The sequence below is a fragment of the Candidatus Methylomirabilota bacterium genome, from assembly GCA_036002485.1.
GTDB lineage: Bacteria > Methylomirabilota > Methylomirabilia > Rokubacteriales > CSP1-6 > AR37.
Window position 1 is genome coordinate 1 of record DASYTI010000141.1, and the last position, 24,652, is coordinate 24,652.

The 24,652-nt window shown below is 67.8% G+C and carries 29 protein-coding genes; 24 read left to right on the forward strand and 5 right to left on the reverse strand.

Annotated elements, in window-relative coordinates; all coding sequences use genetic code 11:
- From VGT00_13770 to VGT00_13790, 5 genes are all read left to right on the forward strand, one after another.
- A partial coding sequence (locus VGT00_13770) for a beta-eliminating lyase-related protein (protein HEV8532482.1) occupies positions 1 to 498 on the forward strand: 498 nt, incomplete at its 5' end.
- A gap of 14 nt (positions 499 to 512) precedes the next feature.
- Positions 513 to 1,490: an ABC transporter ATP-binding protein gene (locus VGT00_13775; GenBank protein HEV8532483.1), complete on the forward strand. Its 978-nt coding sequence runs from the start codon at positions 513 to 515 to the stop codon at positions 1,488 to 1,490.
- Positions 1,491 to 1,642: 152 nt separating this feature from the next.
- Positions 1,643 to 2,617 (forward strand): dipeptide ABC transporter ATP-binding protein, encoded by a 975-nt coding sequence (locus VGT00_13780; GenBank protein ID HEV8532484.1) that lies wholly within the window; start codon positions 1,643 to 1,645, stop codon positions 2,615 to 2,617.
- 166 nt (positions 2,618 to 2,783) lie between these two features.
- Entirely contained in the window at positions 2,784 to 3,521 is a 738-nt protein-coding gene (locus VGT00_13785; protein HEV8532485.1) for an alpha/beta fold hydrolase, read from the forward strand.
- 149 nt (positions 3,522 to 3,670) lie between these two features.
- Positions 3,671 to 4,639 (forward strand): ABC transporter substrate-binding protein, encoded by a 969-nt coding sequence (locus VGT00_13790; protein HEV8532486.1) that lies wholly within the window; start codon positions 3,671 to 3,673, stop codon positions 4,637 to 4,639.
- Positions 4,640 to 4,672: 33 nt separating this feature from the next.
- On the opposite strand, the gene VGT00_13795 is transcribed toward VGT00_13790, so the two are convergent.
- The 3 genes from VGT00_13795 to VGT00_13805 are packed head-to-tail and all read right to left on the reverse strand — an operon-like array spanning position 4,673 to position 6,387.
- The gene (locus VGT00_13795) at positions 4,673 to 5,086 is read right to left on the reverse strand and encodes a hypothetical protein (protein HEV8532487.1); all 414 of its coding nucleotides are present in this window, start codon (positions 5,084 to 5,086) and stop codon (positions 4,673 to 4,675) included.
- A complete protein-coding gene (locus VGT00_13800; protein HEV8532488.1) occupies positions 5,083 to 5,970 on the reverse strand; it encodes a M23 family metallopeptidase in 888 nt (295 codons plus the stop codon). The genes VGT00_13795 and VGT00_13800 overlap by 4 nt, the downstream gene beginning before the upstream one ends.
- A 6-nt stretch (positions 5,971 to 5,976) precedes the next feature.
- The gene (locus VGT00_13805) at positions 5,977 to 6,387 is read right to left on the reverse strand and encodes a polymer-forming cytoskeletal protein (GenBank protein ID HEV8532489.1); all 411 of its coding nucleotides are present in this window, start codon (positions 6,385 to 6,387) and stop codon (positions 5,977 to 5,979) included.
- A 287-nt stretch (positions 6,388 to 6,674) separates the two neighbouring features.
- Here VGT00_13805 and alaC point away from each other — a divergent pair, with 287 nt between their 5' ends.
- The 12 genes from alaC (at position 6,675) to VGT00_13865 (ending at position 17,574) form a co-directional block, all read left to right on the forward strand.
- Positions 6,675 to 7,847: an alanine transaminase gene (alaC, locus tag VGT00_13810; protein HEV8532490.1), complete on the forward strand. Its 1,173-nt coding sequence runs from the start codon at positions 6,675 to 6,677 to the stop codon at positions 7,845 to 7,847.
- Between the two features lie 31 nt (positions 7,848 to 7,878).
- Positions 7,879 to 9,180 (forward strand): homoserine dehydrogenase, encoded by a 1,302-nt coding sequence (locus tag VGT00_13815; protein ID HEV8532491.1) that lies wholly within the window; start codon positions 7,879 to 7,881, stop codon positions 9,178 to 9,180.
- The gene (gene thrC, locus VGT00_13820; GenBank protein ID HEV8532492.1) at positions 9,177 to 10,235 is read left to right on the forward strand and encodes a threonine synthase; all 1,059 of its coding nucleotides are present in this window, start codon (positions 9,177 to 9,179) and stop codon (positions 10,233 to 10,235) included. Before VGT00_13815 ends, thrC begins: the two co-directional genes overlap by 4 nt.
- A 6-nt stretch (positions 10,236 to 10,241) precedes the next feature.
- Positions 10,242 to 11,231: a lysylphosphatidylglycerol synthase transmembrane domain-containing protein gene (locus VGT00_13825; protein HEV8532493.1), complete on the forward strand. Its 990-nt coding sequence runs from the start codon at positions 10,242 to 10,244 to the stop codon at positions 11,229 to 11,231.
- Between the two features lie 315 nt (positions 11,232 to 11,546).
- The gene (locus VGT00_13830) at positions 11,547 to 12,011 is read left to right on the forward strand and encodes a hypothetical protein (protein ID HEV8532494.1); all 465 of its coding nucleotides are present in this window, start codon (positions 11,547 to 11,549) and stop codon (positions 12,009 to 12,011) included.
- A 401-nt stretch (positions 12,012 to 12,412) separates the two neighbouring features.
- Entirely contained in the window at positions 12,413 to 12,997 is a 585-nt protein-coding gene (locus VGT00_13835; protein HEV8532495.1) for a sigma-70 family RNA polymerase sigma factor, read from the forward strand.
- Positions 12,994 to 13,398, forward strand: a complete 405-nt coding sequence (locus VGT00_13840; protein HEV8532496.1) for a hypothetical protein — start codon at positions 12,994 to 12,996, stop codon at positions 13,396 to 13,398. Before VGT00_13835 ends, VGT00_13840 begins: the two co-directional genes overlap by 4 nt.
- Before the next feature lie 9 nt (positions 13,399 to 13,407).
- Positions 13,408 to 13,770, forward strand: a complete 363-nt coding sequence (locus VGT00_13845; protein HEV8532497.1) for a hypothetical protein — start codon at positions 13,408 to 13,410, stop codon at positions 13,768 to 13,770.
- On the forward strand, positions 13,771 to 14,430 hold the full coding sequence (locus tag VGT00_13850) for a DUF3106 domain-containing protein (GenBank protein ID HEV8532498.1): 660 nt from the start codon (positions 13,771 to 13,773) through the stop codon (positions 14,428 to 14,430).
- A gap of 247 nt (positions 14,431 to 14,677) precedes the next feature.
- Positions 14,678 to 15,907, forward strand: coding sequence for an aspartate kinase (locus VGT00_13855; protein ID HEV8532499.1), 1,230 nt, complete (start codon positions 14,678 to 14,680; stop codon positions 15,905 to 15,907).
- Between the two features lie 132 nt (positions 15,908 to 16,039).
- Positions 16,040 to 17,155: a zinc-binding dehydrogenase gene (locus tag VGT00_13860; GenBank protein HEV8532500.1), complete on the forward strand. Its 1,116-nt coding sequence runs from the start codon at positions 16,040 to 16,042 to the stop codon at positions 17,153 to 17,155.
- Positions 17,156 to 17,223: 68 nt separating this feature from the next.
- Positions 17,224 to 17,574, forward strand: a complete 351-nt coding sequence (locus tag VGT00_13865) for an SHOCT domain-containing protein (GenBank protein HEV8532501.1) — start codon at positions 17,224 to 17,226, stop codon at positions 17,572 to 17,574.
- Between the two features lie 50 nt (positions 17,575 to 17,624).
- Here VGT00_13865 and VGT00_13870 read toward each other — a convergent pair whose 3' ends face one another.
- Positions 17,625 to 17,876 carry a hypothetical protein gene (locus tag VGT00_13870; protein ID HEV8532502.1) on the reverse strand — a complete coding sequence of 84 codons (252 nt, stop codon included), beginning with the start codon at positions 17,874 to 17,876 and terminating at the stop codon, positions 17,625 to 17,627.
- A 61-nt stretch (positions 17,877 to 17,937) separates the two neighbouring features.
- Between VGT00_13870 and VGT00_13875 the strand changes: the two genes are divergently transcribed.
- Positions 17,938 to 18,285, forward strand: a complete 348-nt coding sequence (locus tag VGT00_13875; protein HEV8532503.1) for a hypothetical protein — start codon at positions 17,938 to 17,940, stop codon at positions 18,283 to 18,285.
- Between the two features lie 132 nt (positions 18,286 to 18,417).
- Positions 18,418 to 18,585: a hypothetical protein gene (locus VGT00_13880; GenBank protein ID HEV8532504.1), complete on the forward strand. Its 168-nt coding sequence runs from the start codon at positions 18,418 to 18,420 to the stop codon at positions 18,583 to 18,585.
- Between the two features lie 64 nt (positions 18,586 to 18,649).
- Here the strand turns inward: VGT00_13880 and VGT00_13885 are convergent, their stop codons facing one another.
- Positions 18,650 to 19,090 (reverse strand): DUF1772 domain-containing protein, encoded by a 441-nt coding sequence (locus VGT00_13885; GenBank protein ID HEV8532505.1) that lies wholly within the window; start codon positions 19,088 to 19,090, stop codon positions 18,650 to 18,652.
- A gap of 338 nt (positions 19,091 to 19,428) precedes the next feature.
- Between VGT00_13885 and VGT00_13890 the strand changes: the two genes are divergently transcribed.
- The 5 genes from VGT00_13890 to VGT00_13910 all read left to right on the forward strand — a co-directional run bounded on the left by VGT00_13890 (position 19,429) and on the right by VGT00_13910 (position 24,650).
- Positions 19,429 to 20,187: an ABC transporter substrate-binding protein gene (locus tag VGT00_13890; GenBank protein HEV8532506.1), complete on the forward strand. Its 759-nt coding sequence runs from the start codon at positions 19,429 to 19,431 to the stop codon at positions 20,185 to 20,187.
- Positions 20,069 to 20,413, forward strand: a complete 345-nt coding sequence (locus VGT00_13895; protein HEV8532507.1) for an ABC transporter substrate binding protein — start codon at positions 20,069 to 20,071, stop codon at positions 20,411 to 20,413. The genes VGT00_13890 and VGT00_13895 overlap by 119 nt, the downstream gene beginning before the upstream one ends.
- Positions 20,413 to 21,393 carry an ABC transporter substrate-binding protein gene (locus VGT00_13900; protein HEV8532508.1) on the forward strand — a complete coding sequence of 327 codons (981 nt, stop codon included), beginning with the start codon at positions 20,413 to 20,415 and terminating at the stop codon, positions 21,391 to 21,393. The genes VGT00_13895 and VGT00_13900 overlap by 1 nt, the downstream gene beginning before the upstream one ends.
- Before the next feature lie 382 nt (positions 21,394 to 21,775).
- A complete protein-coding gene (locus VGT00_13905; GenBank protein ID HEV8532509.1) occupies positions 21,776 to 22,258 on the forward strand; it encodes a helix-hairpin-helix domain-containing protein in 483 nt (160 codons plus the stop codon).
- Between the two features lies 1 nt (position 22,259).
- Positions 22,260 to 24,650, forward strand: a complete 2,391-nt coding sequence (locus tag VGT00_13910; GenBank protein HEV8532510.1) for a DNA internalization-related competence protein ComEC/Rec2 — start codon at positions 22,260 to 22,262, stop codon at positions 24,648 to 24,650.
- Positions 24,651 to 24,652 lie beyond the last annotated feature (2 nt).

Genomic DNA, 24,652 nt, shown 5'->3' on the forward strand with positions numbered 1-24,652 from the left:
GCCCTCGGCCGCCCCGTGGCCGACTTCACCCGGCCCGTGGACTCCATCACCTTCTGTCTGTCCAAGGGCCTTGCTGCCCCCGTGGGCTCGCTCGTATGCGGGTCTGGAGAGTTCATCGCGCAAGCGCGCCGGATGCGCAAGTTGCTGGGGGGCGGCATGCGCCAGGTAGGCATCCTGGCCGCCGCCGGTCTTGTCGCCCTCGGCACCATGGTCGATCGGCTCGCCGAGGACCATGACCATGCCAAACGGTTGGCCCGGGGACTGGCGGGACTGCCCCGCCTTCAGCTTGACCCGGAGAAAGTCCAGACCAATATCGTGATCTTCCGCGTGGACCGGGAGGGCGGGGCCCAGGAACTCTCCGCGGGCTGCCTGGCCCGCAAGGTCAAGATCCACCAGTTCGGACCGGGCGCCATCCGGTGCGTGACCCACAAGGACGTGGACCGGGAAGACATCGACCGCGCCCTCGACGCGGTCCGCGAGATCACCAAGCCCTGGTAACGGGAGCCCACACGATGGCCGAGCGCCTGCTGGACGTCAAGAACCTCAAGACCTACTTCTTCACCGACGAGGGTGTGGTGCGCGCCGTGGACGGCATCGACCTCTACATCGAGAAGGGCGAGACCCTGGGCGTGGTCGGCGAGTCCGGCTGCGGCAAGTCGGTGACGGCCCTCAGCATCATGAAGCTGATCCCGCAGCCGCCCGGCAAGATCGTCGAGGGCGAGATCCTCTACAACGGCCGGAACCTGGTGGACCTGCCCGCGAACCAGATGCGCAAGATCCGCGGGAAAGAGATCTCGATGATCTTCCAGGAGCCCATGACCTCGCTGAACCCCGTGTTCACCTGCGGCGAGCAGATCGCCGAGGCCCTGCGGCTGCACGAGGGGCTGGGCCGGCGGGCCGCCATGGACAAGACGGTCGACATGCTCAAGCTCGTGCACATTCCTAACGCCGAGCGACGCGTCAAGGAGTACCCGCACCAGCTGTCCGGCGGCATGCGCCAGCGCATCATGATCGCCATGGCCCTGTCCTGCAATCCCAACCTCCTCATCGCCGACGAGCCCACCACCGCCCTCGACGTGACCATCCAGGCCCAGATCCTCGACCTGCTCAATGAGCTCAAGAGCAAGCTCAAGATGGCCGTCATGCTGATCACCCACGACATGGGCGTGATCGCGGAGACGGCCCAGCGGGTCGTCGTCATGTACGCCGCCAAGGTGGCCGAGGAAGCGTCGGTCGCCGATCTCTTCAAGGAGCCGCTGCACCCCTACACGCAGGGGCTCCTCCGATCCATCCCGAGAATCGATCTGGCCGCGACGGAGCGGCGCCGGCTCGAGACGATTCCCGGGACGGTACCGACGCTCCGAGGCGACATCGCCCCCGGCTGCCGCTTCGCGCCGCGCTGCCCGTTCGTGAAGTCCGTGTGCACCGAGAAGGATCCCGTGATCAAGGAAGTCAAGCCCGGGCACAAAGTGGCGTGCTGGCTTTACTAAGTCGGAGGGGGCCCAGGTGGCCCCCTCCGAACCTCCCCCAGGGGATGGCGCGGGCGAAGCCCGCGCTCGAAGCGGAGATGCAGGGTGCGTGAGGTAGGATCAACGGGCTACATTGCGGTCACTTTCGGGTGGAAAGGTTAGGTCATCATTCTATGGCCGAGACACCGCTCCTTCATGTGAAGAACCTCAAGAAGTACTTCCCCATCCGGGGTGGACTCTTCTCCCGGGAGGTGGCGCGCGTCCACGCGGTGGATGACATCTCCTTCACCATTCTGAAAGGCGAGACGCTGGGGCTGGTGGGCGAGTCGGGCTGCGGCAAGTCCACCACCGGCCGGTGCATCCTCCGGCTGATCGAGCCGACGGCGGGCGAGGTGACCTTCGAAGGTCAGAACGTGACGACGCTCGACAAGCGGTCGCTCCGGCACCTCCGGCGCGACATGCAGATCATCTTCCAGGACCCCTACGCGTCGTTGAACCCGCGCATGACGGTGGGCTCGATCATCGGCGAGGCGCTCGTCATCCACAAGCTCGCCAAGACGCGCAAGGAGCGTGAGGAGCGCGTGATTCACCTCCTGGAGACGGTCGGCCTCAGCTCCGATCACCTCCGCCGCTACCCGCACGAGTTCTCGGGCGGCCAGCGGCAGCGCATCGGCATCGCCCGGGCCCTCGCCGTGAGCCCCAAGCTCATCGTGGCCGATGAGCCAGTCTCGGCGCTCGACGTCTCGATCCAGGCGCAGGTCATCAACCTGATGGAGGATCTGCAGAAGCAGTTCAACCTGACCTACCTCTTCATCGCGCACGACCTCTCCGTGGTCGAGCATATCTCGAACCGCGTGGCCGTCATGTACCTGGGCAAGATCGTGGAGATCGCCCCGGCCAAGGAGCTCTACAACAACCCAAAGCACCCCTACACCGAGGCGCTTCTCTCCGCGGTCCCCATTCCGGATCCGGCCGTCAAGCGCAAGCGCATCCTGCTCGAGGGAGACGTGCCCAGCCCGATCAGGCCGCCCTCCGGCTGCCGCTTCCACACGCGCTGCCCCATCCGGATTCCCAGCTGCTCGGAGAACGAGCAGATCCTGAAAGAGATCTCGCCGGGGCACTGGGTGGCGTGTCAAGTCAGAGCGTAGCGCTCCTTCTCCATCCCTCTCCCCTCTGGGGAGAGGGCAGGGTGAGGGGGCGTCTTCCATGACTGCCATCCTGTCCGCCCTTGGAGCCTGACCCATCCCCCGGATCCGCGTCGGGCAGTTCGAGCTCTTCTACCAGCGCACCGGCCCCGCGCGCCCGCCCTCCGTCATCCTCATCATGGGCTGGGGCGGCGACCATACCGCCTGGGCCTTGCAGGTGGCCGCCTTGGCCGAAGAGTTCGACGTCATCGCCTTCGACAATCGCGGCGCGGGACAAAGCGATGCGCCGGACGTGACGTATTCGATGGTCGACATGGCCGAGGACGTCACCGGCCTCATGGACGAGCTGGGGGTGCGCACCGCCCATGTGGTCGGCGCCTCCATGGGCGGCATGATCGGGCAAGAGCTGGCCCTCCGGCACCCCGACCGCGTGCTGAGCCTGCAGCTCCACGGCACGACCGCTCATATCGACGAGTGGGGCCGCGCGGTCATCGACAACTTTCTCCGCGCCAAGAGGCATGGCAATGTCGAAGAGTTCACCCTCTTCGTCCTGCCCTGGATCCTCTGCCGGAAGACCTTCACGGAGCGACGCGACTTCGTGGAGATGTGGATACAGCGGGCCCTCGAGTACCCGTTCCAGACGACCCTCGTCGGGCTGAACCGCCAGGCTCAGGCCATACGCGGCCATGACACCCGCGACCGCCTGGCCACGCTGCGCATGCCCACGCTCATCACCACGGGCACGGAGGACATCCTGGTGCCGCCCTCCGCCTCGGACGATCTCCACGCGCGGATCGCGGGCTCTGAGCTCGTCCGCATCCCCGAGGCGGGCCACATGCACTTCCTCGAGCAGGCTCCCACCTTCAACGACGCCTGCCTCGGCTTCCTCCGCAAGCACCTGAACTAAGCAGGCGGCTCAAAAAGTCTAGACACGGCTCGTCGCGATCGTCAGACTGACGGGTCCGGTAGCACACTTCCTGGCTGCCGGCGGAGCAGGACCGCATTCGCAAGGCTGGATGGTTCAACTGACTGGTTCAACCGACTGGAGTCCCGGTGATGGAACGACGCACCTTCCTGGCGACGATCGCTGGCAGTCTCCTCGCCGCGCCCCTCCCCGCTGAGGCGCAACAGGGGCGGAAGGTCTACCGGATCGGGTTCCTGCGCGCGGGCCAAGCGCCCAAGACCTGGGTCGAGGCGCTTCAGCAAGGCCTACGGGAGCGAGGATACGTCGAGGGCCAGAATGTAGTCGTCGAATTCCGATACGGCAGCCTCGACCAGCTTCCGCAGCTTGCCGAAGACTTGGTGCGATTGAAGGTCGACGTCATCCTGGCTGGGGCCTCATCAGCGGCTGTGGCAGCCAAGAGGGTCACCACGTCAGTGCCTATCGTCATGGTCGGCGTGAGCCACCCGGTTGAGATCGGGCTCGTCCCAAGCCTGGCACGCCCGGGGGGCAACATCACGGGCGTGGCCTTCAATTCTGCCGATCTCGCCGGAAAGCGCCTGGAGCTGCTCAGGGAGCTCGTTCCCAAGCTCAGGCGAGTCGCCGTGCTCTCGTATCCCGCGCATCCGACCAACGCGGTGCAGCTCAAGGGGGCGGAGGTCGCGGCGCGCACACTGGGCATGCAGTTTGAGCAGGTGCCGGTCCGGGGCCCCAACGATTTTGACGCGGCATTCAGGGCTGTGCGCAACGCCGCCGATGGTCTGCTGTACATAGATACTCCCCTTTTCACTACGCATGGTGCTCGACTCACAGACTTGGCGGCCAGGAGCCGGCTGCCCGCGATCTACGGGACCCGGGAGATTGTGGAAGTCGGCGGCCTCATGTCGTACGGTCCGTACATCCCGGACTTATACAGGCTCGCCGCCACCTACGTGGACAAGGTCTTGAAGGGAGCGAAGCCGGCTGACCTCCCTGTCGAGCAACCCACGAAGTTCGAGCTGGTCATCAACCTCAAGACCGCCAAGGCTCTCGGCCTGACGATTCCGCAATCGCTCTTGCTGCGGGCGGATGAGGTGATCCAGTGACCCCGAGTCGCCCCCCCCCGCATTTTCCGCCTGCTAGCGCTTCTTGTCGGAAAGCTTCACGGCGAGATCGCGCAGACGCTGCTGGGTCGCGGGACTCAGCATGGCGGCAAAGCTGGCCGGGTCGCTCTTGGCGCGCTCCACGGCCTGGAGCATCTTCTGCGCGTCCCCGCCGCTATTCTGCGCGAGCTCACTGAGCACCTGGGCGGCCACCGCGTAGAATTCCTGCGTCAACGCGTCCGAGCCCGTAAGGGCGCGTACCTGCTGGTCCACCGCCGCGCCCTGAGGGTTCTTCGCGAGCTCGCCGGCGCGCGCATTGGGGTCGAGCAGGATCTGGAGGGTCTGGTTGAGCGCGTCCTGCGAGGTCGGGTCGAGCGCTTGGGCGGCGGCCGGGCCGGCGCTCGCCAGGAAGGCCAGGGCCACCACCACCCCGAGGCGAAGCGGGATCACTCCCAGAGGTAGCTGGTCGGGTTGACCGACTGCCCTTTGACCTGGATCTCGTAGTGGAGGTGCGGGCCCGAGGACCGTCCGGTATTGCCGGACAGCGCGAGCACGTCGCCGCGCTGCACCTTCTGGTTGGTGGTCACCTGGAGCTTCGAGAGGTGACCATAGAGGGACTTGGTCTCGTGGTCATGGTCGAGGATGAGAGTCTGTCCATATTCCGGATGGATCCCCGCGAAGACCACCGTCCCGGGAGCGGGCGACTTGACGGGCGTGCCGATGGGCGCGCCGATGTCGAGGCCGCTGTGGAACTCGGACTTGGATGACCAGGGCGAGGCGCGGCCCCCGAAGCCGGAATTGATCGGACCGCGCAGCGGCCAGCGTGACGGGAGCGCGGCCAGGACACGCGTGGCCCGGACCAGGAAGCGCTCGAGGGAGCGGAGGTTCTCGCCCTCCTCCTTGACGATGGTGGTCAGCCGCTCGAGCTCGTCGCCGATGGCGCCATGGTCGGGAGCTTCGCCGGTCCGCACCGACCCCGTGGGCCCGCCGATCCCGCTGCCTCGCTTGGCCTTGCCATCCTCCGGCCCGAACGGCTCCCAAATCTTGGCCTGGAGACCGCGCCAGCTGTCGATCTCGGCGCGAAGCTCGCGCATGCGCGCCTGGGAGCTCTCGATGAGGGCCTGCTGCTCGGTCACGCGCGCCGAGAGCTGCGCGAGGGAGGCTCGCTCGCGCCGGAGCTGGAGGTAGTCGCCATAGATGGCGGCCAGAGCCAGCGGCGCGGCCAGGAGGAAGCCGATGCCGATGACGATGGTCCAGCGGGGAAGGGCGAGACGGACGACGCGACGTCCGTCGCCATGCACGACCAGGAGATTGAATTCTTTCGGTGTCGGCATGCTCCCTCAGCGCTTCAGCGGCACGACCGAGAAATCCCGAGTCGTCGTCGCCTCGGCGTTCGGATTGACCTTGGTCATGCGGCAGTGGCCCTCGAAGAGCACGCCTTCCTCCAGGACGACCACCGGCGCCTCCACGTCTCCGAAGACTCGCGCCGTACGCTTCAGCTCCACGCGCTCGCTGGCCGAGATATTGCCCACCACCTCGCCGCTCACCACCACCCGCCCCGCGCGGACGTCGCCGTTGACGGCGGCCTTCTCACCGATGATGAGGGTGTCCGTCGATGCGATCTCGCCCTTGAACCGTCCGTTCAGCATGACCGTCCCGCTGAACGTGTACCGCCCCTCGATCTCCGAGCCCTCGTCGATGAAGGCGGTAAGCCCGCTGCGGCCCGGCGACTTCCGCTTGCGCATCCACATGGTCGACCGGCAGCCTCCTTCACCGATGCTGCGAGTGCGGCGCGCTCCGCATCACCTTCCGGGCCCGAGCCGGGCACGTGGAAGGAGGGTGACGATGCTCGATCAAGCAATAGGAAGGATGTATGAAGATCCCGGTCTGCCGGGTTACGGCGGTTTTAGCACGTGCTCTTCCGAGGTGTCAACCCCGGAAATCCGCGCGCCGCCATGCGCGCTATGTCCGCGCCACTTCGGGTTTGTTGACACCCGGAAAGTGTCCGAAGTATCATCGGCGAATCGAGAGACGAGCAATGGACGACTTCTACCGGATCAAGCGGCTACCCCCCTACGTCTTCGCCATCGTCAATGACCTCAAGACGAAGGCGCGGACCCAGGGCCAGGACATCATCGATCTCGGCATGGGTAATCCCGACCAGGCCACTCCCAAGCACATCGTGGACAAGCTGGTGGAGGCGGCCCGCAACCCCCGCAACCACCGCTATTCGGCCTCGCGAGGGATCACCCGGCTGCGGAAGGCCGTCACCACCTGGTACCGGGACCGCTACAAGGTCGAGCTGGACCCCGAGACGGAGGCCATTGCCACCATCGGGGCCAAGGAGGGCATGTCCCACCTGGCCCTGGCCGTCCTCCAGCCGGGAGACGGCGTGCTGGTGCCGAATCCGACCTATCCCATCCACTCGTACTCCGTGGTCATCGCGGACGGCGACCTGCGCTCCGTGCCCATGGTGCCGGGCGAGGACTTCTTCGCCCGCCTCCAGGAGGCCGCCCGCCTGTCCTGGCCCAAGGCCAAGATGCTCATCCTGTCCTTCCCCCACAATCCGACCACGATGTGCGTGGAGCAGGACTTCTTCGTCAAGGTGGTGGACTTCGCCAAAGAACACAAGCTCATGGTGGTCCACGACTTCGCCTACGCCGATTTCGCCTTCGACGGCTACCGGCCGCCCTCCTTCCTCTCGGTGCCGGGGGCCAAGGAGGTCGGGGTCGAGATCTTCTCGCTCTCGAAGTCCTACAACATGCCCGGCTGGCGGATGGGATTCGTGTGCGGCAACGCCCGGATGATCCACGCGCTGGGCCGGATCAAGTCCTACCTCGACTACGGCGCCTTCCAGCCCATCCAGATCGCGGCCATCGTGGCCCTGGAGGGCGAGCAGTCCGTGGTGCGCGACATCGTCCTACTCCACCAGAAGCGCCGCGACGTCCTCGTGGACGGGCTCAACAAGATCGGCTGGTCCGTGCCCAAGCCCAAGGGCACCATGTTCGTGTGGGCGCCCATCCCCGACAGCTTCCGGGCCATGGGATCGCTGGAATTCTCCAAGATGCTGATCCAGGAGTGCAAGGTCGCGGTCTCCCCGGGCATCGGCTTCGGCGAGTACGGCGAGGGCTACGTCCGATTCGCGCTCGTCGAGAACGAGCAGCGCATCAGACAGGCCCTCCGCGGTCTCAAGACTCTGGGCGCCCGCTGACCGGGCGCGCAGAGCGGCCTTCGGTCCCGCCATGAACGAGATCAAGATCGGCCTCCTCGGCCTGGGCACCGTGGGCAGCGGCGTCATCAAGGTGCTCCAGAGCCATGGCCCCGACATGGAGGAGCGCGCGGGCTGCCGGCTCCGATTCCACGTGATCGCGGATGCGGACCTGACGCGTCCGCGTGAGGGGCTGGACCTGAAGCGCCTGCCCCTCGTCAACGACGCCGTGAAGGTGCTCGATGATCCGGCCGTGCAGATCGTCATCGAGCTGGTGGGCGGACTCGAGCCCGCCCGCACCTTCATCCTGCGCGCCCTCGAGGCGGGCAAGCACGTGGTCACCGCCAACAAGGCGCTCCTGGCCCATCACGGCCCCGAGATCTTCGAAGCGGCGCGGCGCAATCGCGTCCTCCTGGGCTTCGAGGCCGCCGTGGCGGGAGGCATCCCCCTCATCCGCGCCGTGAAGGACGGGCTGCCCGCCAATCGCGTGCTCTCGGCCTTCGGCATCGTCAATGGCACGTGCAACTACATCCTCTCGAAGATGACGGACGAGGGGCTGGACTTCTCCGTGGTGCTCAAGGAGGCGCAGGCCCAGGGCTATGCCGAGGCTGATCCCACCCTCGATATCGAGGGCATGGACTCCGCCCACAAGCTGCAGATCCTGGCCACCCTCGCCTTCCGCACCGCGGTGGACTTGAAGGACATCCACACGGAGGGCATCACGGGCATCGCGCCGCAGGACGTGGAGAACGCGGCGGAGCTCGGCTATCGGATCAAGCTGCTCGCCATCGCCAAGGCCCTGGACGGAGCGCTCGAGGCGCGGGTGCACCCGACCATGATCCCCGCCGCTTCGCCCATGGCCGCCGTCTCCGGCGTCTTCAACGCCGTCTTCATCACGGGTGACAATGTCGGCAACCTCATGTTCTACGGCCGCGGCGCGGGCCAGCTGCCCACGGCCTCCGCGGTGTGGTCGGACACGCTCGAGATCGCCCGGCGCGTCGCCCACGGCATCCCGGCCATGGAAGGGGATCTCCCGTCGATCAGCGAGCACCCGCTGCCCCTCCGGCGCATGGAGGACATCCGCTCCGCCTACTACCTCCGCGTCATGGCCATGGACCGCCCGGGCGTGCTGGCCCAGGTGGCGGGCATCCTGGGACAGCACGACATCTCGCTGGCCTCCGTCCTCCAGAAGGAGCGCGCCCAGGGCGAGGCGGTGCCCGTGGTGATGATGACCCACGACGCCCGCGAACGGGACATGCGGGCGGCCCTCCAGGCCATCGACAAGCTGCCCGTGGTCGCCTCGCGCACGACCATGATTCGCGTGGAGCCGGCATGACCTTGTGGCCGGGCGTCATCGAGCGCTATCGGCAATTCCTGCCCGTGACGGCCTCCACGCCCGTGGTCACCCTGCACGAGGGCAATACGCCGCTCATCCCCGCCCCGCGTCTGGCCGAGGCGACGGACCCGAGCCTGCGCATCTTCCTCAAGTGCGAGGGCTTCAACCCCACGGGCTCGTTCAAGGATCGCGGCATGACCATGGCGATCTCCAAGGCCGTCGAGGCGGGCTCGCGCGCCGTCATCTGCGCCTCCACCGGCAATACCTCGGCCTCGGCCGCCGCCTACGCGGCCCGCGCGGGCATCCGAGCCTTCGTCATGGTGCCCAAGGGCGCCGTGGCCATCGGCAAGCTCTCGCAAGCGGCGATTCACGGCGCCACCGTGCTCGTGATGGAAGGCAATTTCGACCAGGCCCTCTCCATCGTCACGCAGATCGCGGACCGCCATCCCGTCACCCTCGTCAACAGCCTCAATCCGTTCCGCCTCGAAGGGCAGAAGACCGGCGCCTTCGAGGTCGTGGACCAGCTCGGGCGCGCGCCCGACTACCATCTGATTCCCGTGGGCAATGCGGGCAATATCTCCGCGTACTGGCGCGGGTACCGCGAGTACCACCGGGCGGGCATCGCCAAGGAGCTCCCGAAGATGGTGGGCTTCCAGGCGGCGGGCGCGGCCCCCATCGTCGAGGACCGTGTCATCGCCGAGCCCAAGACCCTCGCCACGGCCATTCGCATCGGCAATCCCGCCTCGTGGGGGCTGGCCAAGGAGGCGCTGTCCGACTCGAGCGGCTGGATCGACGCCGTGACCGATGAGGAGATCGTGCGCGGCTACCGGATGCTCGCCCGCGAGGAAGGCATCTTCATGGAGCCGGCCTCCTGCGCCACGGTGGCCGGGCTCGCCAAGATGGTCAAGGCGGGACGGTTCGAGCCCGGCTCCACGCTCGTGCTGACCCTCACCGGCCATGGCCTCAAGGATCCGGACACCGCGCTCGAGTCCGCCACGCGTCCGGTGACCGTGCCCGCCCGCCTCGACGCCGTCCTCGCGCAGCTCGGACTCTAGCCGGACGTGCCCGGCGTGGCGCGGCTGGTCAAGATCCTCCTCGGGATCGCGATCAGCGTCGCCCTCCTCGTCTACCTCTTCTGGAACGTGGACGTTCGCGCCGTGCTCTCCCGGCTCGCCGATACCCAGTGGCGGTGGCTCCTCCTCAGCATAGCCCTCAACCTTGCCGCGCTCTGGGCCCGCGCCCTCCGCTGGCGATATCTCTTTCCTCCCGGCTCCCATCCCGCGCGCCTCTTCAACGCCGTCATGATCGGCTACATGGGCAACAACGTGCTCCCGCTGCGCGCGGGCGAAGTGCTGCGGGTCTACGTGGCGGCACGCCATGGCCCCCGCGTGTGGACCACGGTGGCCACCCTGGTCGTCGAGCGCGCGCTCGACGGCCTGGCCATTGGGCTCATGCTCGTCATCAGTCTGACCCTCGTCCCTACGCCCCGTGAGGTCGCCTGGGCCGCCGAGGTTTTCGGCGCCCTCGTCCTCCTGCTCTCGCTCGCCCTCGTGGTCATCGCGGCGGCGCCCCTGTCCTGCCGCATTTTCATCCACTCGCTCGCCTATCGTTGGCCCGCCATCGAGCGGCGGCTGCTTCAGGCCTTCGATGTCATGGCGGACGGGCTGCAGAGCATGAGGCGGCTCCGCCAGCTCGTGCCGATCGTGGTCTGGTCCGTGGTGATCTGGCTCCTCATCGTGTTCTCGTTCTGGACGGCCTTCCGGGCGGCCAGCCTCGACCTGCCCCTCCTGGCCGCCACCACCGTCATCGCCTTCGTGGGGCTCGGCATCAGCCTGCCGTCGAGCCCGGGCTTCATCGGCATCATCCAGGCGGCCACCGTGCTCGCCCTGTCCTTCTTCGGCGTGCCGCGCGCGGAGGCGCTCAGCTTCTCGCTGCTCCTGCACGCGTCGCAGTTCGTGCCCGTGACCGTCTGGGGGCTTGCCCTGCTCGTGGTGGAGCACGTGAGCCTTTCGGCCGCATCGCAGAGGCCGGCCGTCTCCGCCAGCGATTAAGACTCGGAGGGGGGCTCCGCCCCCCTTCCGAGGCCTTCCCCCGGCGCAGTGCGAGCCGCAGGACGTCGCGGGGCTGGGGCCCCGCCGTCCGAGGCGAGCGATCTGAAATCTGCGCCGGCACAGCCGGCGCTCGAAGCGGAACACTCTCGCTCGCGAGGGCATGGCCACTACTTGAATTGACCTCTCGCCGGCGGGTTTCTGGGCATCCCCCGCGGGTCCCCTCCCCGTAAACGCACGGCCGGGGGATGGCGTCTATCCCGTGAAGGCGCAGTCGGGACTTTACCCAACACGAGCCAATAGGGGGAGACGAGGACCATGAATCGAGAAATCTCGGGCTGGACGACGGGAGTGGCGGTGGTGACCGGCATCTTCGCGGGCATCGCGCTGTGGGCGACGGTGGCGGGGGCCCAGGAGATCCGCGACGATCTCCGGGACATCCGTGACGACCGCCAGGACATCCGTCGCGACACGCGCGACATCCGGGAGGACAGAGGGGAGATCCGGCAGGACAGCCGGGAGATCCGGCAGGATGCCCGCGAGCTGCAGGGCGACCGGCAGAGCCTTCGCGAGGCCATCAAGTCCGGCGATCCCCAGGCGATCAAGAACGCCCGGCGCGAGCTGCGCCAGGACCGGCGGGAGATGCGGCGCGACGTCGCCGAGCGTCACCATGATGTCCGTGACCTTCGCCAGGACCGGCGGGAGCGGCACGGCGACGTGCGGGAGCTTCGCCACGATCGGCGGGAGATGCGCCGGGACGTCCATGCGCGGCGCGCGGGGTAGGACGGGCCCGAGGGCGGCGGAGAGGCCCCCGACCGGGTCTCCCGCCGCCCTGGTACTGGGTCAAGTTGCGAGCCAGACGAGGCCCGAGGGAGCCAGCAACGCGAGGCGTACGTGGCCGTTCGAGCTGAGGGCGAAGCCCGAGGCGAGGGCTGAGTGGATTGTACGTTGAGCGTTGCTGGCGACCGAGAACGTGGCTCTTCGAGCCGAACGGCCCTGCCGTGAGGCGAGGGCTGAGTTGATATGGCGAAGCAAATTGGCCCAGTACCCCCCTGTAAACGGACGGCGAGAAGGTGTCGTCTAACCCCCAGGAGTCGGACCGAAGGCGGCCGGGCCGGGGATGCCGAAGCCAGTCCGGGCCAGGGTTTGGGCTCCCCGACAACCATGTGCGAAGATCGACGCCAGTGGAGACTCTCGCGCCGTCCGATGAAGCGCTCTGCAAGAGAGTCGCGGAACGGGACGGGCGAGCTTTCGACGACCTCGTGGAGCGCTACCAGGAGCGGGCGTATCGCATCGCCTGGTCCGTGGTGCGCGACCGAGAAGACGCCAAGGATTGCTCCCAGGAAGCATTCATTCGCCTGTACGAGTCGGCGGAGACCTTCGCGGGGCAAGCGAAGTTCTCTACCTGGTTCTACCGCATCCTCGTCAACTGCTGTCTGGACCATCAGCGCCGGCGCCGGGGCTGGCGTCGGCTCGTGGGCTGGGGCGGCTCGAGCGAGGAGCGCGAGAGCGGCGATCCCATCGAGCGGCACGCGGCGCCTTTCGTGGATCCCGCCGAGGCCGTGGGGGCGGAGCGGCACATGAGCCAGATCTGGGAGGCGGTCGAGGAGCTCTCCCCGCAGCAGCGAACGGCCGTGCTCCTCCAGTGTCGGGAGGAGCTCTCCACCAAGGAGATCGCGGTGGTGCTCCACCTGTCGGAAGCGACGGTGCGGGTTCATCTGCACCGCGCATACTCGACGCTCAAGCGTCGCTTCGGAGAGCCGTCATGAACAGACCACCGGAAATGAACACGCCACCAGAGGACGAGTTCCGTGATCTCGTCCAGGAGCTCCGGCGCACCGCGCCCGAGCCGCCGCCCATTCACTGGGGCGCCTACCGCGCCGAGCTGCGGGACAAGCTCGAGCGGCGTCAGGCGCGTTCGCCCTGGGCATGGACGTGGAGCTGGAAGAGCCGCCCCCTCCAGATCGCCTTGGCGACAAGTCTCGTCGCCGTGCTGACCTGGGTCGGATTGCCGGGTCGACAGGTGACGGATCCGGTGCTCATGGAAAACGCCATCCTGGCCAGCCGTCTCGACCTCATTGCCCAGCTCGACGTGGTCCAGCGGCTGGACGTGCTCGAGGACTTCGACGTGATCAGCCGACTGGACCGGCTGACGACCAACGAGGGATAGGAACCAGCTGTGATCGCGAAGTGGCTCCGGCAAACAATCCTGGCCCTCCCGGCTCTCCTCGCCATGACCGGCGCCGCGTGGGCGGCAGGGCCCGCCGCGCCGCCCAAGGGGTCCCCGACCGCCCCGCCCATCGACGCCGAGATGCTGCGCGATCTCGATCTCCTCGACAACCCGGACTACTCGCGCGACCGAGAAGTGGCGAAGCGAATGCGGCTCCTGGAGCGACTCCGCGTGCTCGAGTCCTATCGGGCTCTGGAGAGCCAGACCCCCACTGCCCCCGCCACGCCGGCGGGCCAGACGCCCCCGGCCGGCTCCACTGCTCCATCGAGCTCCGCTCCCCCAACCGGCTCCACTCCCAAGGAGGTGAGGTAAATGCGCCGCCTCGTCGTGACAACCCTCTTCGCCGCCGCCGTGCTGTCGGCCGCCGTCCCATCGGCGGCGCAGACATCCGGTGAGCAGGCGCCCCGGACCTCGGAGAGCGAAGTCCGCGGTCTCGATCGACTGACGCCCGAGGAGCGGGCCCTGGCCGAGAAGAATCTGGAGAAGTGGCGGCACCTCTCGCCGGAGCAACGGCAGCGGGCGCTCGAGAACTACCAGCACTGGAAGAGCCTCACCCCGGGCGAGCGGCAGGCGGCCCGGCAGAACCTCCAGCGCCTGCGGAACATGCCGCCGGGCGAGCGCGCGCGCATCATGGAGGACTTCCAGCGGTGGAACAGCCTGCCCGCGGAGCGCAAGCGCGAGCTCGAGGCGGCGCACGAGCGCTTCCAGAAGCTGCCCCCGGAGCAACAGCAGCAGCTCCAGCGGCGCTTCCAGCGCTATCAGGCCATGAATCCCGAGCAGCGCGAGCGCTTCGAGAAGAACGTGGAGCGGTGGCGCCAGATGACGCCCGAGCAGCGCCAGCATCTGCGCGAGCAGGCCCGCCAGCGCCGGACTCACAACGGCCCTGGTCTCCGCCCGGGAGAGCCGCGGCCCGAGGGCGAGCAGCCCGAGGGTCACGGCCCCGGTCCTCGAGGCGCTCGACCACCGCGCTAGCCTCGGCTTTTCGCAAAACAACGCCACCCTCACCCTGCCCTCTCCCTCTCCGAGGGAGAGGGATTCATTTTGATCCCTCGCCCCCGAAGGGGGAGAGGACCGCAGTTCGAGTTGAAGGGCGAAACCCTGAGACGAGGGCTGAGTAGATAAGGGGGAAATTAGGATGCGGTAGGCGCGCTCGTAAAGAGTGCGCGCTAGCCTCGGTTCCTTTACAGTCTCCGCAGGGGTCGTGTACGATGACTGCCTCATGGGCCAGCTCATCGTGCAGAAGTATGGCGGCTCGTCCGTCGCCGACCCCGAGAAGATCAAGAGCGTCGCGCGTCGCGTAGCCGAAGGCGCCTCCCAGGGCCACCGGATGGTGGTCGTCGTCTCGGCCATGGGCAAGACCACCGACAGCCTCGTCGCTCTCGCGCAGGCCATCACGCCGACGCCGGATCCGCGCGAGATGGACATGGTGCTGGCCTCGGGCGAGCAGATCACCATCGGCCTGCTCGCCATGGCTCTCGGCAGTCTCGGCCACCCCGCCTGCTCCTTCACCGGCCCGCAGGTCGGGATGATCACCGACGGGGTCCACACCCAGGCGCGCATCCGGCGCATCACGGCCGAGCGGATCCAGACCGCCCTCGAAGCGGGCAAGGTCGTGGTGGTGGCGGGCTTTCAGGGCATGACGGAGTCGGGAGACATCACCACCCTCGGGCGCGGCGGCTCCGACCTCACGGGCGTGGCCCTGGCCGCCGCCCTCAAGGCGGATGTGTGCGAGATCTACACCGACGTGGACGGCGTCTACACCGCCGATCCGAACGTGGTCCCCGACGCCCGCAAGCTCGCGCGCGTCTCCTACGACGAGATGCTCGAGATGGCCGCGCTGGGGGCCAAGGTGCTCCAGGCGCGGTCGGTGGAGTTCGCCAAGAAGTTCAGCGTCCCCGTGCATGTCCGTTCCACGTTCAAGCCGGATCCGGGCACCATCGTGACGAGGGAGGATCGCAGCATGGAAGACGTGGTGGTCACCGGGGTCACGCATGACCGAGGCCAGGCCAAGCTCTCCATCCTGCGCGTGCCGGATCGGCCGGGCATCGCCAGCCAGGTGTTCGGCGGTCTCGCCCAGCAGAACATCGTGGTGGACATGATCGTGCAGAACATCGGGCGCGATGGCTCGACGGATATCTCCTTCACGCTGCCGCGGGCGGACCGCCAGCGCGCCGAGGCCGCCCTGGCCACGGTGGCCAAGGCAGTGGGGGCGAGCGGCGTGGCCGCGGATGACCGCGTGGCCAAGGTCTCCATCGTCGGCGTAGGCATGCGCAGCCACTCCGGGGTGGCCGCGCGCATGTTCGAGACCTTGTCCAAGGAGAACATCAATATCCAGATGATCTCGACCTCCGAGATCGCCGTCTCCTGCGTCATCGAGGACAAGTACGCCGAGCTCGCCGTGCGCGCCCTGCACGACGCCTTCGAGCTGGGCAAAGAGCGGGGAGCCTGAGGCTGTCCACGTGATGCCCATCATGCCCTCGCGAGCGAGAATGTTCCGCATCGAGCGCCGGCTTCGCCGGCGCAATCGGTTCGGGGGGAGGCTTCGGAAGGGGGGCGGAGCCCCCCTCCGAGTGACCTAGCCATGCCCGCCACCGCCAAGGCCGCCGTCTTCTTCGGTCCGGGCAAGCCCTTCGAGATCCGAGAAGTGCCCATTCCCGAGGTCGACGCCAACGCCGTGCTCATCCGCGTCACCACCGCCAATATCTGCGGGTCCGACCTGCATTTCTGGCGCGGGGACGCGCCCGTGAGACTCCCCGACGACGGCTGGATCTTCGGCCACGAGATGACGGGCCGGGTGGCCAAGCTCGGATCCAGGATCAAGACCGATTCGCTCGGCCGCCCGCTCAAGGAAGGCGACCGCGTCGCCTACACCTACTTCTACCCGTGCGGCCGATGCTACGCGTGTCTCAACAAGGAGCCCGCCGCCTGCCCGCACAAGCTCGAGCGGCCTCTCGGGCCCAGCGCCTTTCCGCATTTGCACGGCGCCTTCGCCGATCATTACTATCTCCGTCCGGGCGGCGCCCTCTTCGCGGTGCCCGCGGAGCTCGCCGATGAGGTGGTGGCGCCCGTCAACTGCGCCCTCGCCCAAGTCATGTACGGCCTCCACGTGGCCGGGGTGCGCTTCGGGGACAGCGTGGTCATTCAGGGGGCGGGCGGGCTTGGACTCCAGGCCGCCGCCGTCGCCAAGGACATGGGGGCGGCCACCGTCATCGTGGTGGACCAGATTCCCGGGCGGCTCGAGCTCGCCAAGGCCTTCGGCGCCGATCACACGCTGAACCTCAAGGAAGTGCCGGACCGCCGGGAGCGCGTGAAGCTCGTGCGGGAATGGACGGGCGGAGTCGGGGCCGATGTCGCGTGCGACTTCGTCGGCTTTCCCGTCGTCATCACCGAGGGCATCGAGATGCTCCGCTCGGGCGGCACCTATCTCGAGATCGGGACCATCAGCCGCGGCGCCAAGATCGAGCTGGAGCCCTCACTGCTCGTCTGGGGCTCGAAGAAGATCGTGGGCGTCATCCAGTACGACCCGTGGATCATCCCGCGCGCCCTCGACTTCCTCGTGCGCACAAAGGCGCGCTGGCCCTGGGATCGCATCATCTCCCACAAGTACCCGCTCGAGCAGATCAACGAGGCCTTCGCGGCCTCGGAGTGGCACAACAAGGAGACGACGAGCATCACCCGCGCGGCGCTCAACCCGTAGGCGAGGCGCCGGCGGGAGCGCGTCGGCTCGGGCCCGTCCGGGGTCGCGGACAAGGAGGACTCCCTACCATGCGACCGCTCCCCCTCACGGTATTGCTCGTGGGTCTGCTACTGCCCGTCTCGGCATGGGCACAGGAGCGAATGATGGACTGGCACTGGGACATGCATCCCGTCTGGTGGCCGTTCGCCGCGCTCGCGGCGAGCCTGCTTCTTCTGGTCTTGTTCGGCTGGGTTCTCCTGAACCTGGCCCCTCTCGTCCTCGGGGTCATCGCCGCCGTCCTGGGCATCCGCTGGCTGAAGACCGGCCGCGTCTCGCGCCATGATCCGGCCATCGCCGTCCTCCGGGAGCGCTACGCGCGAGGCGAGATCAGCAAGGAAGAATTCGAGGCCAAGCTGAGGGACTTGGAAAGCCGACCCTGACCGAGGGCGCACGACCACGGCGAGGCATCGCGCCCCTGAGGCCGCGCGACTCAGCGCGCCTGCGATGAGGACGGGCCAGGACGTGGCGGCGGAGGCTTCCGGGCAGCTGAGGCCACGCGGTGAAAATCGCTGCTGTTGGAGTCGGTCTTGCCGCCCACCTGGGTGCCGCAGACGCTGCACGTGTAGTCGTACTTGTTGCCGATCGGGAGGACGAGCAGGAGCTTCTTCCGGACGGGCGTCGCCCGTTTGCAGCGGGGACAGAAGAGGCTCGAGGCCTCCAGCTCACCAAAGCTATCTGCCATGCGGCCATTGTAGTCCAGGCGTCGAGCGGTCGCGGCCCCGGATGACGCCAAGGAGAACTCCATGAGGAAGGCGCTGGGGTGGATCGCTCTCGCGTGCGCGCTCCTGTCCGCCGGCGAGGCGGCCGCCATCACCGGGAACGACTATCAGAAGCTTTCCGGGTCGGAGCGGGCCATGTTCGTGGCGGGGGCCTTCGAAGGGTGGCTGGTCGCCGACACGGTCATGCGGGCACGCCCGTCGCCGCTATTCAGCACGACTTTTGGCCAGATCGTCCGGTGCGTATCCGGCCGGCTGTCCACGGCTCAGGTTCGGACCATCGTGGACCGGTACGTGAGCCGAAATCCCAGCGAGCGGAAACAAGACATGGGCCAGCTCGTCCTGCTTGCCCTGGAAGAGGCATGCCGGAAGTGACCCGAGGGGCCTCCGAAAACCACCGGGGCCGGCCGATGAAATCTCTAAGAGGCTGTCCGGAAGGAGGGCGGCCGCACATTGTGCACCCGCAAGCCCCGGCCGAGGTGTCGGGCGGACGAGACGAGGCAGGCCATGACCATCAAGCAAGCACAGAAACAGGTCAAGCAGGCGCTCAAGGATCACGAGCGAGCCACATCAGAGGGACGACGGCTCAAGGCGGCCTATGACCACATCCTGGCCAGCAGGTTCCTCGAGGGCGTGGACCACGGGGTGCGCCTCGAGCGCAAGCGCCGCAAATAACCGTGGGGGCGGGGCCGGTCGGGTCGAGCCGTCGGGCCTCCTCGTCCGGGTCGAGGTGGCGGGCTCAGGCGCTCGCGAACAAGAACAGGAATGCCGTGAACGCCACCAGACTTGCAGCACTACGAACGGCATGGAGGCGGCCCCAGCGCCTCAACAGGACGGCGCTCTCCGACGAATTGAGCTCCAGCGAGACGTCGAGCAGGCGTGTGGTCGTCGGCATGATCACGAGGAGCGTGAAGGGAACAACGGCGCCGAGCAGGAGCCCGCCGATAAGCCATCCGATCTGGCCCCCGAGGCCCCACCGCACCATCGCGGCGAGCGCGCCAATGAGTGCCAGGGTGGCTTGCATGATGGCTCCTCGCTCGTAGCTCGGGCGGAACTCGGTGACCGCCAGGGCTGATCCGCAACTCACGCGCGCCGGATGCTCGACGGCCGTGACGTAGAGGGCAGCCCCCGCGAAGAGGCCGGCCGCGAGGGTCGCGAGAATTTCCAGGAGCGGGGACATCGCGGATCACTCCTTGTCGGAGCGGACGGGCATCGGCGTATGACGGCATGATACCAGTCCGCTACGCTCGCCGCGCCTGCTGCCAGAGCGCGTCACAGGCCGCGTGCAGGCGGATCATTTGCCCTGTTCCGTATAGGTAGGACACCTTGCTGTATCTGATCTAGCGCGTCCCCTGTTCGGTCACCCAGAGTAAGCAGTTTCGGGGCCGTCGTCGGGCTCCACGATAATCCCGCCCAACAAACCGCTGTACTCAACCCTCGTAGGGCTGCACCGCGTGAGCAAGTGAGCCGACCGACTCTCTGGCTCACCCGCTTCCCTTCGGCTACGATAGCCCCGCGATGGAGCCCGCCAACTCTACCCCTCGTACCCCGTACCCGCTGGAGCGGCGCACCTTCATGGCGCTAGTCTCGGGCCGTCTTCTCGCCGCGCCGCTCGCCACCGAGGCGCAGTCGACCAAAGTCGCCCGGGTCGGCATATTGTCGACTGGCAACCCCCGTTCAGCCGCCATATTCCAGGCTTTTGAGCAAAGACTGCGCGAGCTGGGCTACATCGAAGGTCAGAACCTCGCCATCGAGTTCCGGAATGCCGAGGGAAAGACCGAGAGGCTTTCCGGTCTTGCTGCGGAGCTGGTCGGTCTGAACGCGGATGTCATCGTAGTGGCCACCGATCCAGCGACTCGTGCCGTCAAGGAAGCAAGTGCCAAAATCCCAATCGTCATCGTGTCAGTTAACTATGACCCCGTCGAACTCGGTTACATCGCCAGTCTCGCTCGGCCGGGGACGAACATCACGGGGGTATTATTCCTTCACCGCGAGTTGACAGGTAAACGGTTCGAGCTCTTCAAAGAGATGTTGCCCACTGTCAAGCGCGTCGCCGTTCTCTCCGATCCTCTTGCGGCCGAGCAGCTCAGGGCGGTGGAAGCGGCCAACCGGTCGATGGGTCTCAAGCTCCAGTTGATCGAGCTCGTTCCGTGCCGCGGTGCGCTCTCACGCCGAAGCGCTCCTCGCCTTGACGACCCCAGTCATCTTCCGCGAGCGCTCGAAGATCGCGCAGCTCGCCCTGAAGAATCGGCTCCCGACGAGCTTCGCGCATCGTGAGCACGTCGACGCTGGCGGGCTCATGTCATATGGCCCGAACTTCGCAGACATGTGGCGGCTCGCCGCCGTCTACGTGGATAAAATCCTGAAGGGCGCCAAAGCCGCTGAGCTCCCGGTCGAGCAGCCCACCAAATTCGAGCTAATCATCAACCTCAAGACCGCCAAGGCCCTCGGCCTGACCATCCCGCCGTCGTTGCTGCGGAGGGCGGATGAGGTAATTCAGTAGTGCATCGGCGCGCATTCCTCAGCACAATGACGGGCAGCCTCCTCGCCGCGCCGCTCGTCGCCGAGGCACAGCAACAGGCGGGGAAGCTGTCGCGTATCGGTGTCCTGATGAACCTCTATCCCCCCGACGCGGACCCGCCTCAGGCCCTTCGCCAAGGGCTTCGTGACCTCGGCTACGTCGAAGGACAGAATCTCGTCATCGACTGGCGATACCAACTGGGCCGGGACAACCGCCTGCCCACTTTGGCCGCGGAGCTGGTCCGTCTCAAGCCGGACGTCATTGTCGCGGATGTCACGGTGGCCATCCGCGCCGCCATGCAGGCGACCTCGACCATCCCGATCGTGATGGCGATCAGCGCGGACGCCGTCGGAAGCGGCCTCGTCTCCAATCTCGGGCGCCCCGGAAGGAATGTCACCGGCGTCACGATCATGCTGGCGGAAATGAGCGCGAAGCGGCTACAGCTCCTCAAGGAAGCGGTGCCGAACGTGTCGCGTGTGGCCGTACTGTGGAATCCGGCTCTTCCATGGCATCCGACCATGCTGAAGGAAGTCGAGGCCGCCGCGCCGTCATTGCGACTTCAACCCATCGCCATCGCCGTGCGGAGCCGCGACGACTTTGGGAACGCCTTCGCGGAGATCGCGAGTGCTCGCGTCGACGGGTCGTTCGTGAGCGAAACGATGACTCCCACCGCCCGACGACAACTCGTCGACTTCGCGGCCAAGAACCGGCTGCCCACGGTGTTCATGAACCGAGACTATGTGGCGGCCGGCGGTCTAATGTCGTATGCACCGAATTTCTCCGACGGGTTTCGGCACGCCGCACAGTATGTCGACAAGATTCTCAAAGGAGCCAGGCCCGGAGATCTCCCCGTGGAGCAGCCGACGAAGTTTGATTTCGTGATCAACCTCAAGACCGCCAAGGCGCTGGGCCTGACAATCCCGCAGTCCCTCCTGCAGCGAGCGGACGAGGCGATCCAGTAAGTGACGGCAGTGTGGCTGAACTTGAGCCCACGAGTCATCCTTGCCGCCCTCGTGCTGGCCGCGTCCACAGCAGCCGCGCAGACTCCATCCCGCCCTGGTGTCCCGCCGTAGGACGCCTGGACGTGCCCCCTCACTCACCCCATCAAGGGGAACTTCACCACGTACTCAGGTGAGCGGTGCATCCATTACATGAAGGGTGAGCAGTTCTACGGCAAGACCAAGCCGGGCTGTGGACCGGCTGGACGACGCACCCACCCGCAATCCGCGCGCAACCGAGGAGCCCGAGCGTAGATCACTCAGCCATGAATCCGAGGAGATACAGGACGCTGTATCTGATCTAGCACTCTAGAAGCGGGGCGGCGCCAGTGGCAGGCTGAGGGCGATGACCTATCCGCGCCCTCAGCTCAGGCTCCTCTTTCTCCTCGCGGGCATCTTCCTCGTGGGGCTCGGCGTGCGCGAATGGCGCGCGGGGTTTCCGGAGCTGGCCGAGCGGCTGGAGCGCTTCGATCGTGAAGACGCGCCGCCGCCCATCCCTCCCCAGCCCCGTCCACGGGCCATGCCTCGCTGGGCAGCCGCGGCGAAACCCGAGACGCCGACGCCGCCACCGATGGCCGGGCCTCGAAGGTCGCGCGTGGCTGCCGTCGAGCCCGAGCCCGTGACGGATCCCCGGCCGCTCGACCTGAACCATGCGAGCGTGGAGGAGATCGCGCGGCTTCCGGGCGTGGGGCCGGGCCTGGCCCGCCGCATCATCGAGGAGCGCGAGCGGCGGGGCCGCTTCGACTCGCCCGACGGGCTCCGGAGCGTGCTGGGGCTCGGGCCGAGGAAGCTGGCCGCGCTCCGCGATCTCGTCACCGTCGGTGACTAGGATGGCCTGGCAGGACGCGCCGCTGGCGCTGCTCGCGGCTGCATTGGCCTCGGGGATCTGGGCGCGCGCCTGGATCGCACCTCCGACGGGATGGCTCTTGACGGTGGGCGCCGTCCTCCTCATCGCCGGGGCGGCGGCACTCTTGTGGCGCCGCGAGCGCGGGGCAAGCGTGGCGCTCGTCGGGCTCACCGCCGTTCTCGGCATGCTGCGCGGGGCGACGCTGCCGCTTCCGTCTGATCACATTGCGCGGGTGGCCCTGGCCCCGTCGGCCACCGTCGAGGGACGGCTCGCCGAGGAGCCCACGCGCTGGGCGCCAGATCGGACGCGGCTCGTGCTGGAGGTCGACGGCCTCGTCGACGGCGAGGACAGGCGGCCCGCGACCGGGCGCATCCAGTTCACGCTCTACGGCGAGCCGCCCACGGTGGGCGAGGGACAGCGCGTCGCCGCTGATCTCAAGCTGCACCGGCCGCTGGGATTCCGGAACCCCGGCGGCTTCGACTATCCGGCTCTCCTGCGACGCGAGGGCATTCTCCTCGTCGGCAGCGGCCGGGCCGCCGCCCTCGTGCCCCTGACGCCCGACGAGCCGCCGTGGCCCGTGCGCGTGAAGCGCTGGGCGGTGGCCACGATCGCCGCGCACTTGCCGGAGGCTTCGGCCGCGCTCCTCTCGGGCCTCATCCTTGGCGAGAAGACCGGCATGCCGCCCGAGGCCGACGAGGCGTTCCGCCGGGCCGGCGTCTATCACATCCTGGCCGTCTCCGGGTTCAACGTGGCGCTCCTCGCCTCTTTTGTCTTCTTCGTACTCGCGAGCCTCGGGGTCTCGCGCCGCCCCACGGCCGTGGCGGCCGCGCTCTCGCTCGTGGGCTTTGCCCTCGTGGTCGGCGGTCAGCCCTCGGTGCTGCGCGCCACCGTGATGGGACTCATGCTCTTGCTCGCGCTGCTCCTCGAGCGGGAGTCGCAGCTGCCGAACGCGCTGGCCCTGGCCGTGCTCCTCCTCCTGGCCTGGCGCCCCGGCGATCTCTGGGAGCCCGGCTTCCAGCTCTCCTTCGCGGCCACGGCCGGCATCATCTGGCTGGCCGCGCCGCTGGGCGCCTGGCTCGGCACTCTCGGCTGGACCGCCTGGCTCGCCTCCGCCGTGGCGGTCAGCCTGGGCGCTCAGCTCGCGGTCACCCCCGTCATGCTTGCCCACTTCAACCAGCTCTCGCTGGCCGGCGTGGCCGCCAATCTCGTCGTGGTGCCTCTGGCTGCCGCCGGCACTACGCTCGGCATGCTGGCGCTGCTGGTCGCGTGCGCCTCCGACCTCCTCGCGGATCTCCTCTTCCAGGCGCTCTGGCTCGTGCTCTGGGCCTTGCGCCTGGCCGTCAAGGCCGCCGCGCTCCTGCCGGCAGCGCTGGTCTACCTGCCCGCGCCTGGCTGGGCAGCCATGGCCGCCTGGTACGCGGCGTTTGCCCTCCTGCCCTCTCTCGGAGCGGGGCGCCGATACCGCATGGCCACCGTCGGACTCGTCAGCCTGGTCCTGGCCTTGTCTCTCTGGCAATGGGTGCGTCCCGGCGACGGTAGGCTTCGCGTCACCTTCCTCGACGTGGGCCAGGGTGATGCCATTCTCGTCGAAGCCGCCGAGGGGCCGAGGCTTCTCGTGGACGGCGGCCCGGGCGGAGCGCGACGTCTCGACGTAGGTGAGCGCGTGCTCCTCCCCTATCTCTGGAACCGCCCGGCGGCGCGCCTGGACGTCATGGCCTTGACGCATTCTGATCCCGACCACTCGGGCGGCCTCGGCGCCGTCCTCAAGCGGATGCGGGTCGGCGAGTTCTGGGAAAACGGGCGCTGGGCCCAGGGCAGCGAGGGAACCTTGCGGGCGCTCGAGCGCTCGGGCGCGTGCCGACGGACGCTGGCCGCGGGCCAACGCTTCTGGCTGGGCTCGGCTCTGGTCACCGTGCTCGGCCCCGACGGTACGGCGCCGCTCGACCAGCCGCCGCCCATCAGCGAGAACGAGGAGTCTCTGGTGCTGCGGCTCGACTGGCGGGGCTTCTCGCTTCTCCTGACGGGAGATCTCGGCGCGCCGGGCGAGGAGCGTCTCCTCGCCGCCCACGCTCCGCTCCGGGCGCTCGCCCTCAAGGTCGGCCACCACGGCAGTCGATTCTCGTCAAGCGAGGACTTTCTCGAAGCGGCGCGTCCGGCCATCGCGGTGATCTCAGCGGGCGCGCGCAACCCCTTCCGGCACCCGACGCCGGAGGCGCTGGGCCGCCTCGAGGCCGTGGGGGCGCGGATCTACCGGACCGACAGGGATGGAGCCATCCTCTTGGAAACCGACGGCGCCACTGTGTGGGTCACGCGCTGGGCGGCGGGGACGACGGAGCGCTTCGCCCTCGACCCCGAGGCAACGTTGGCCCAATGATT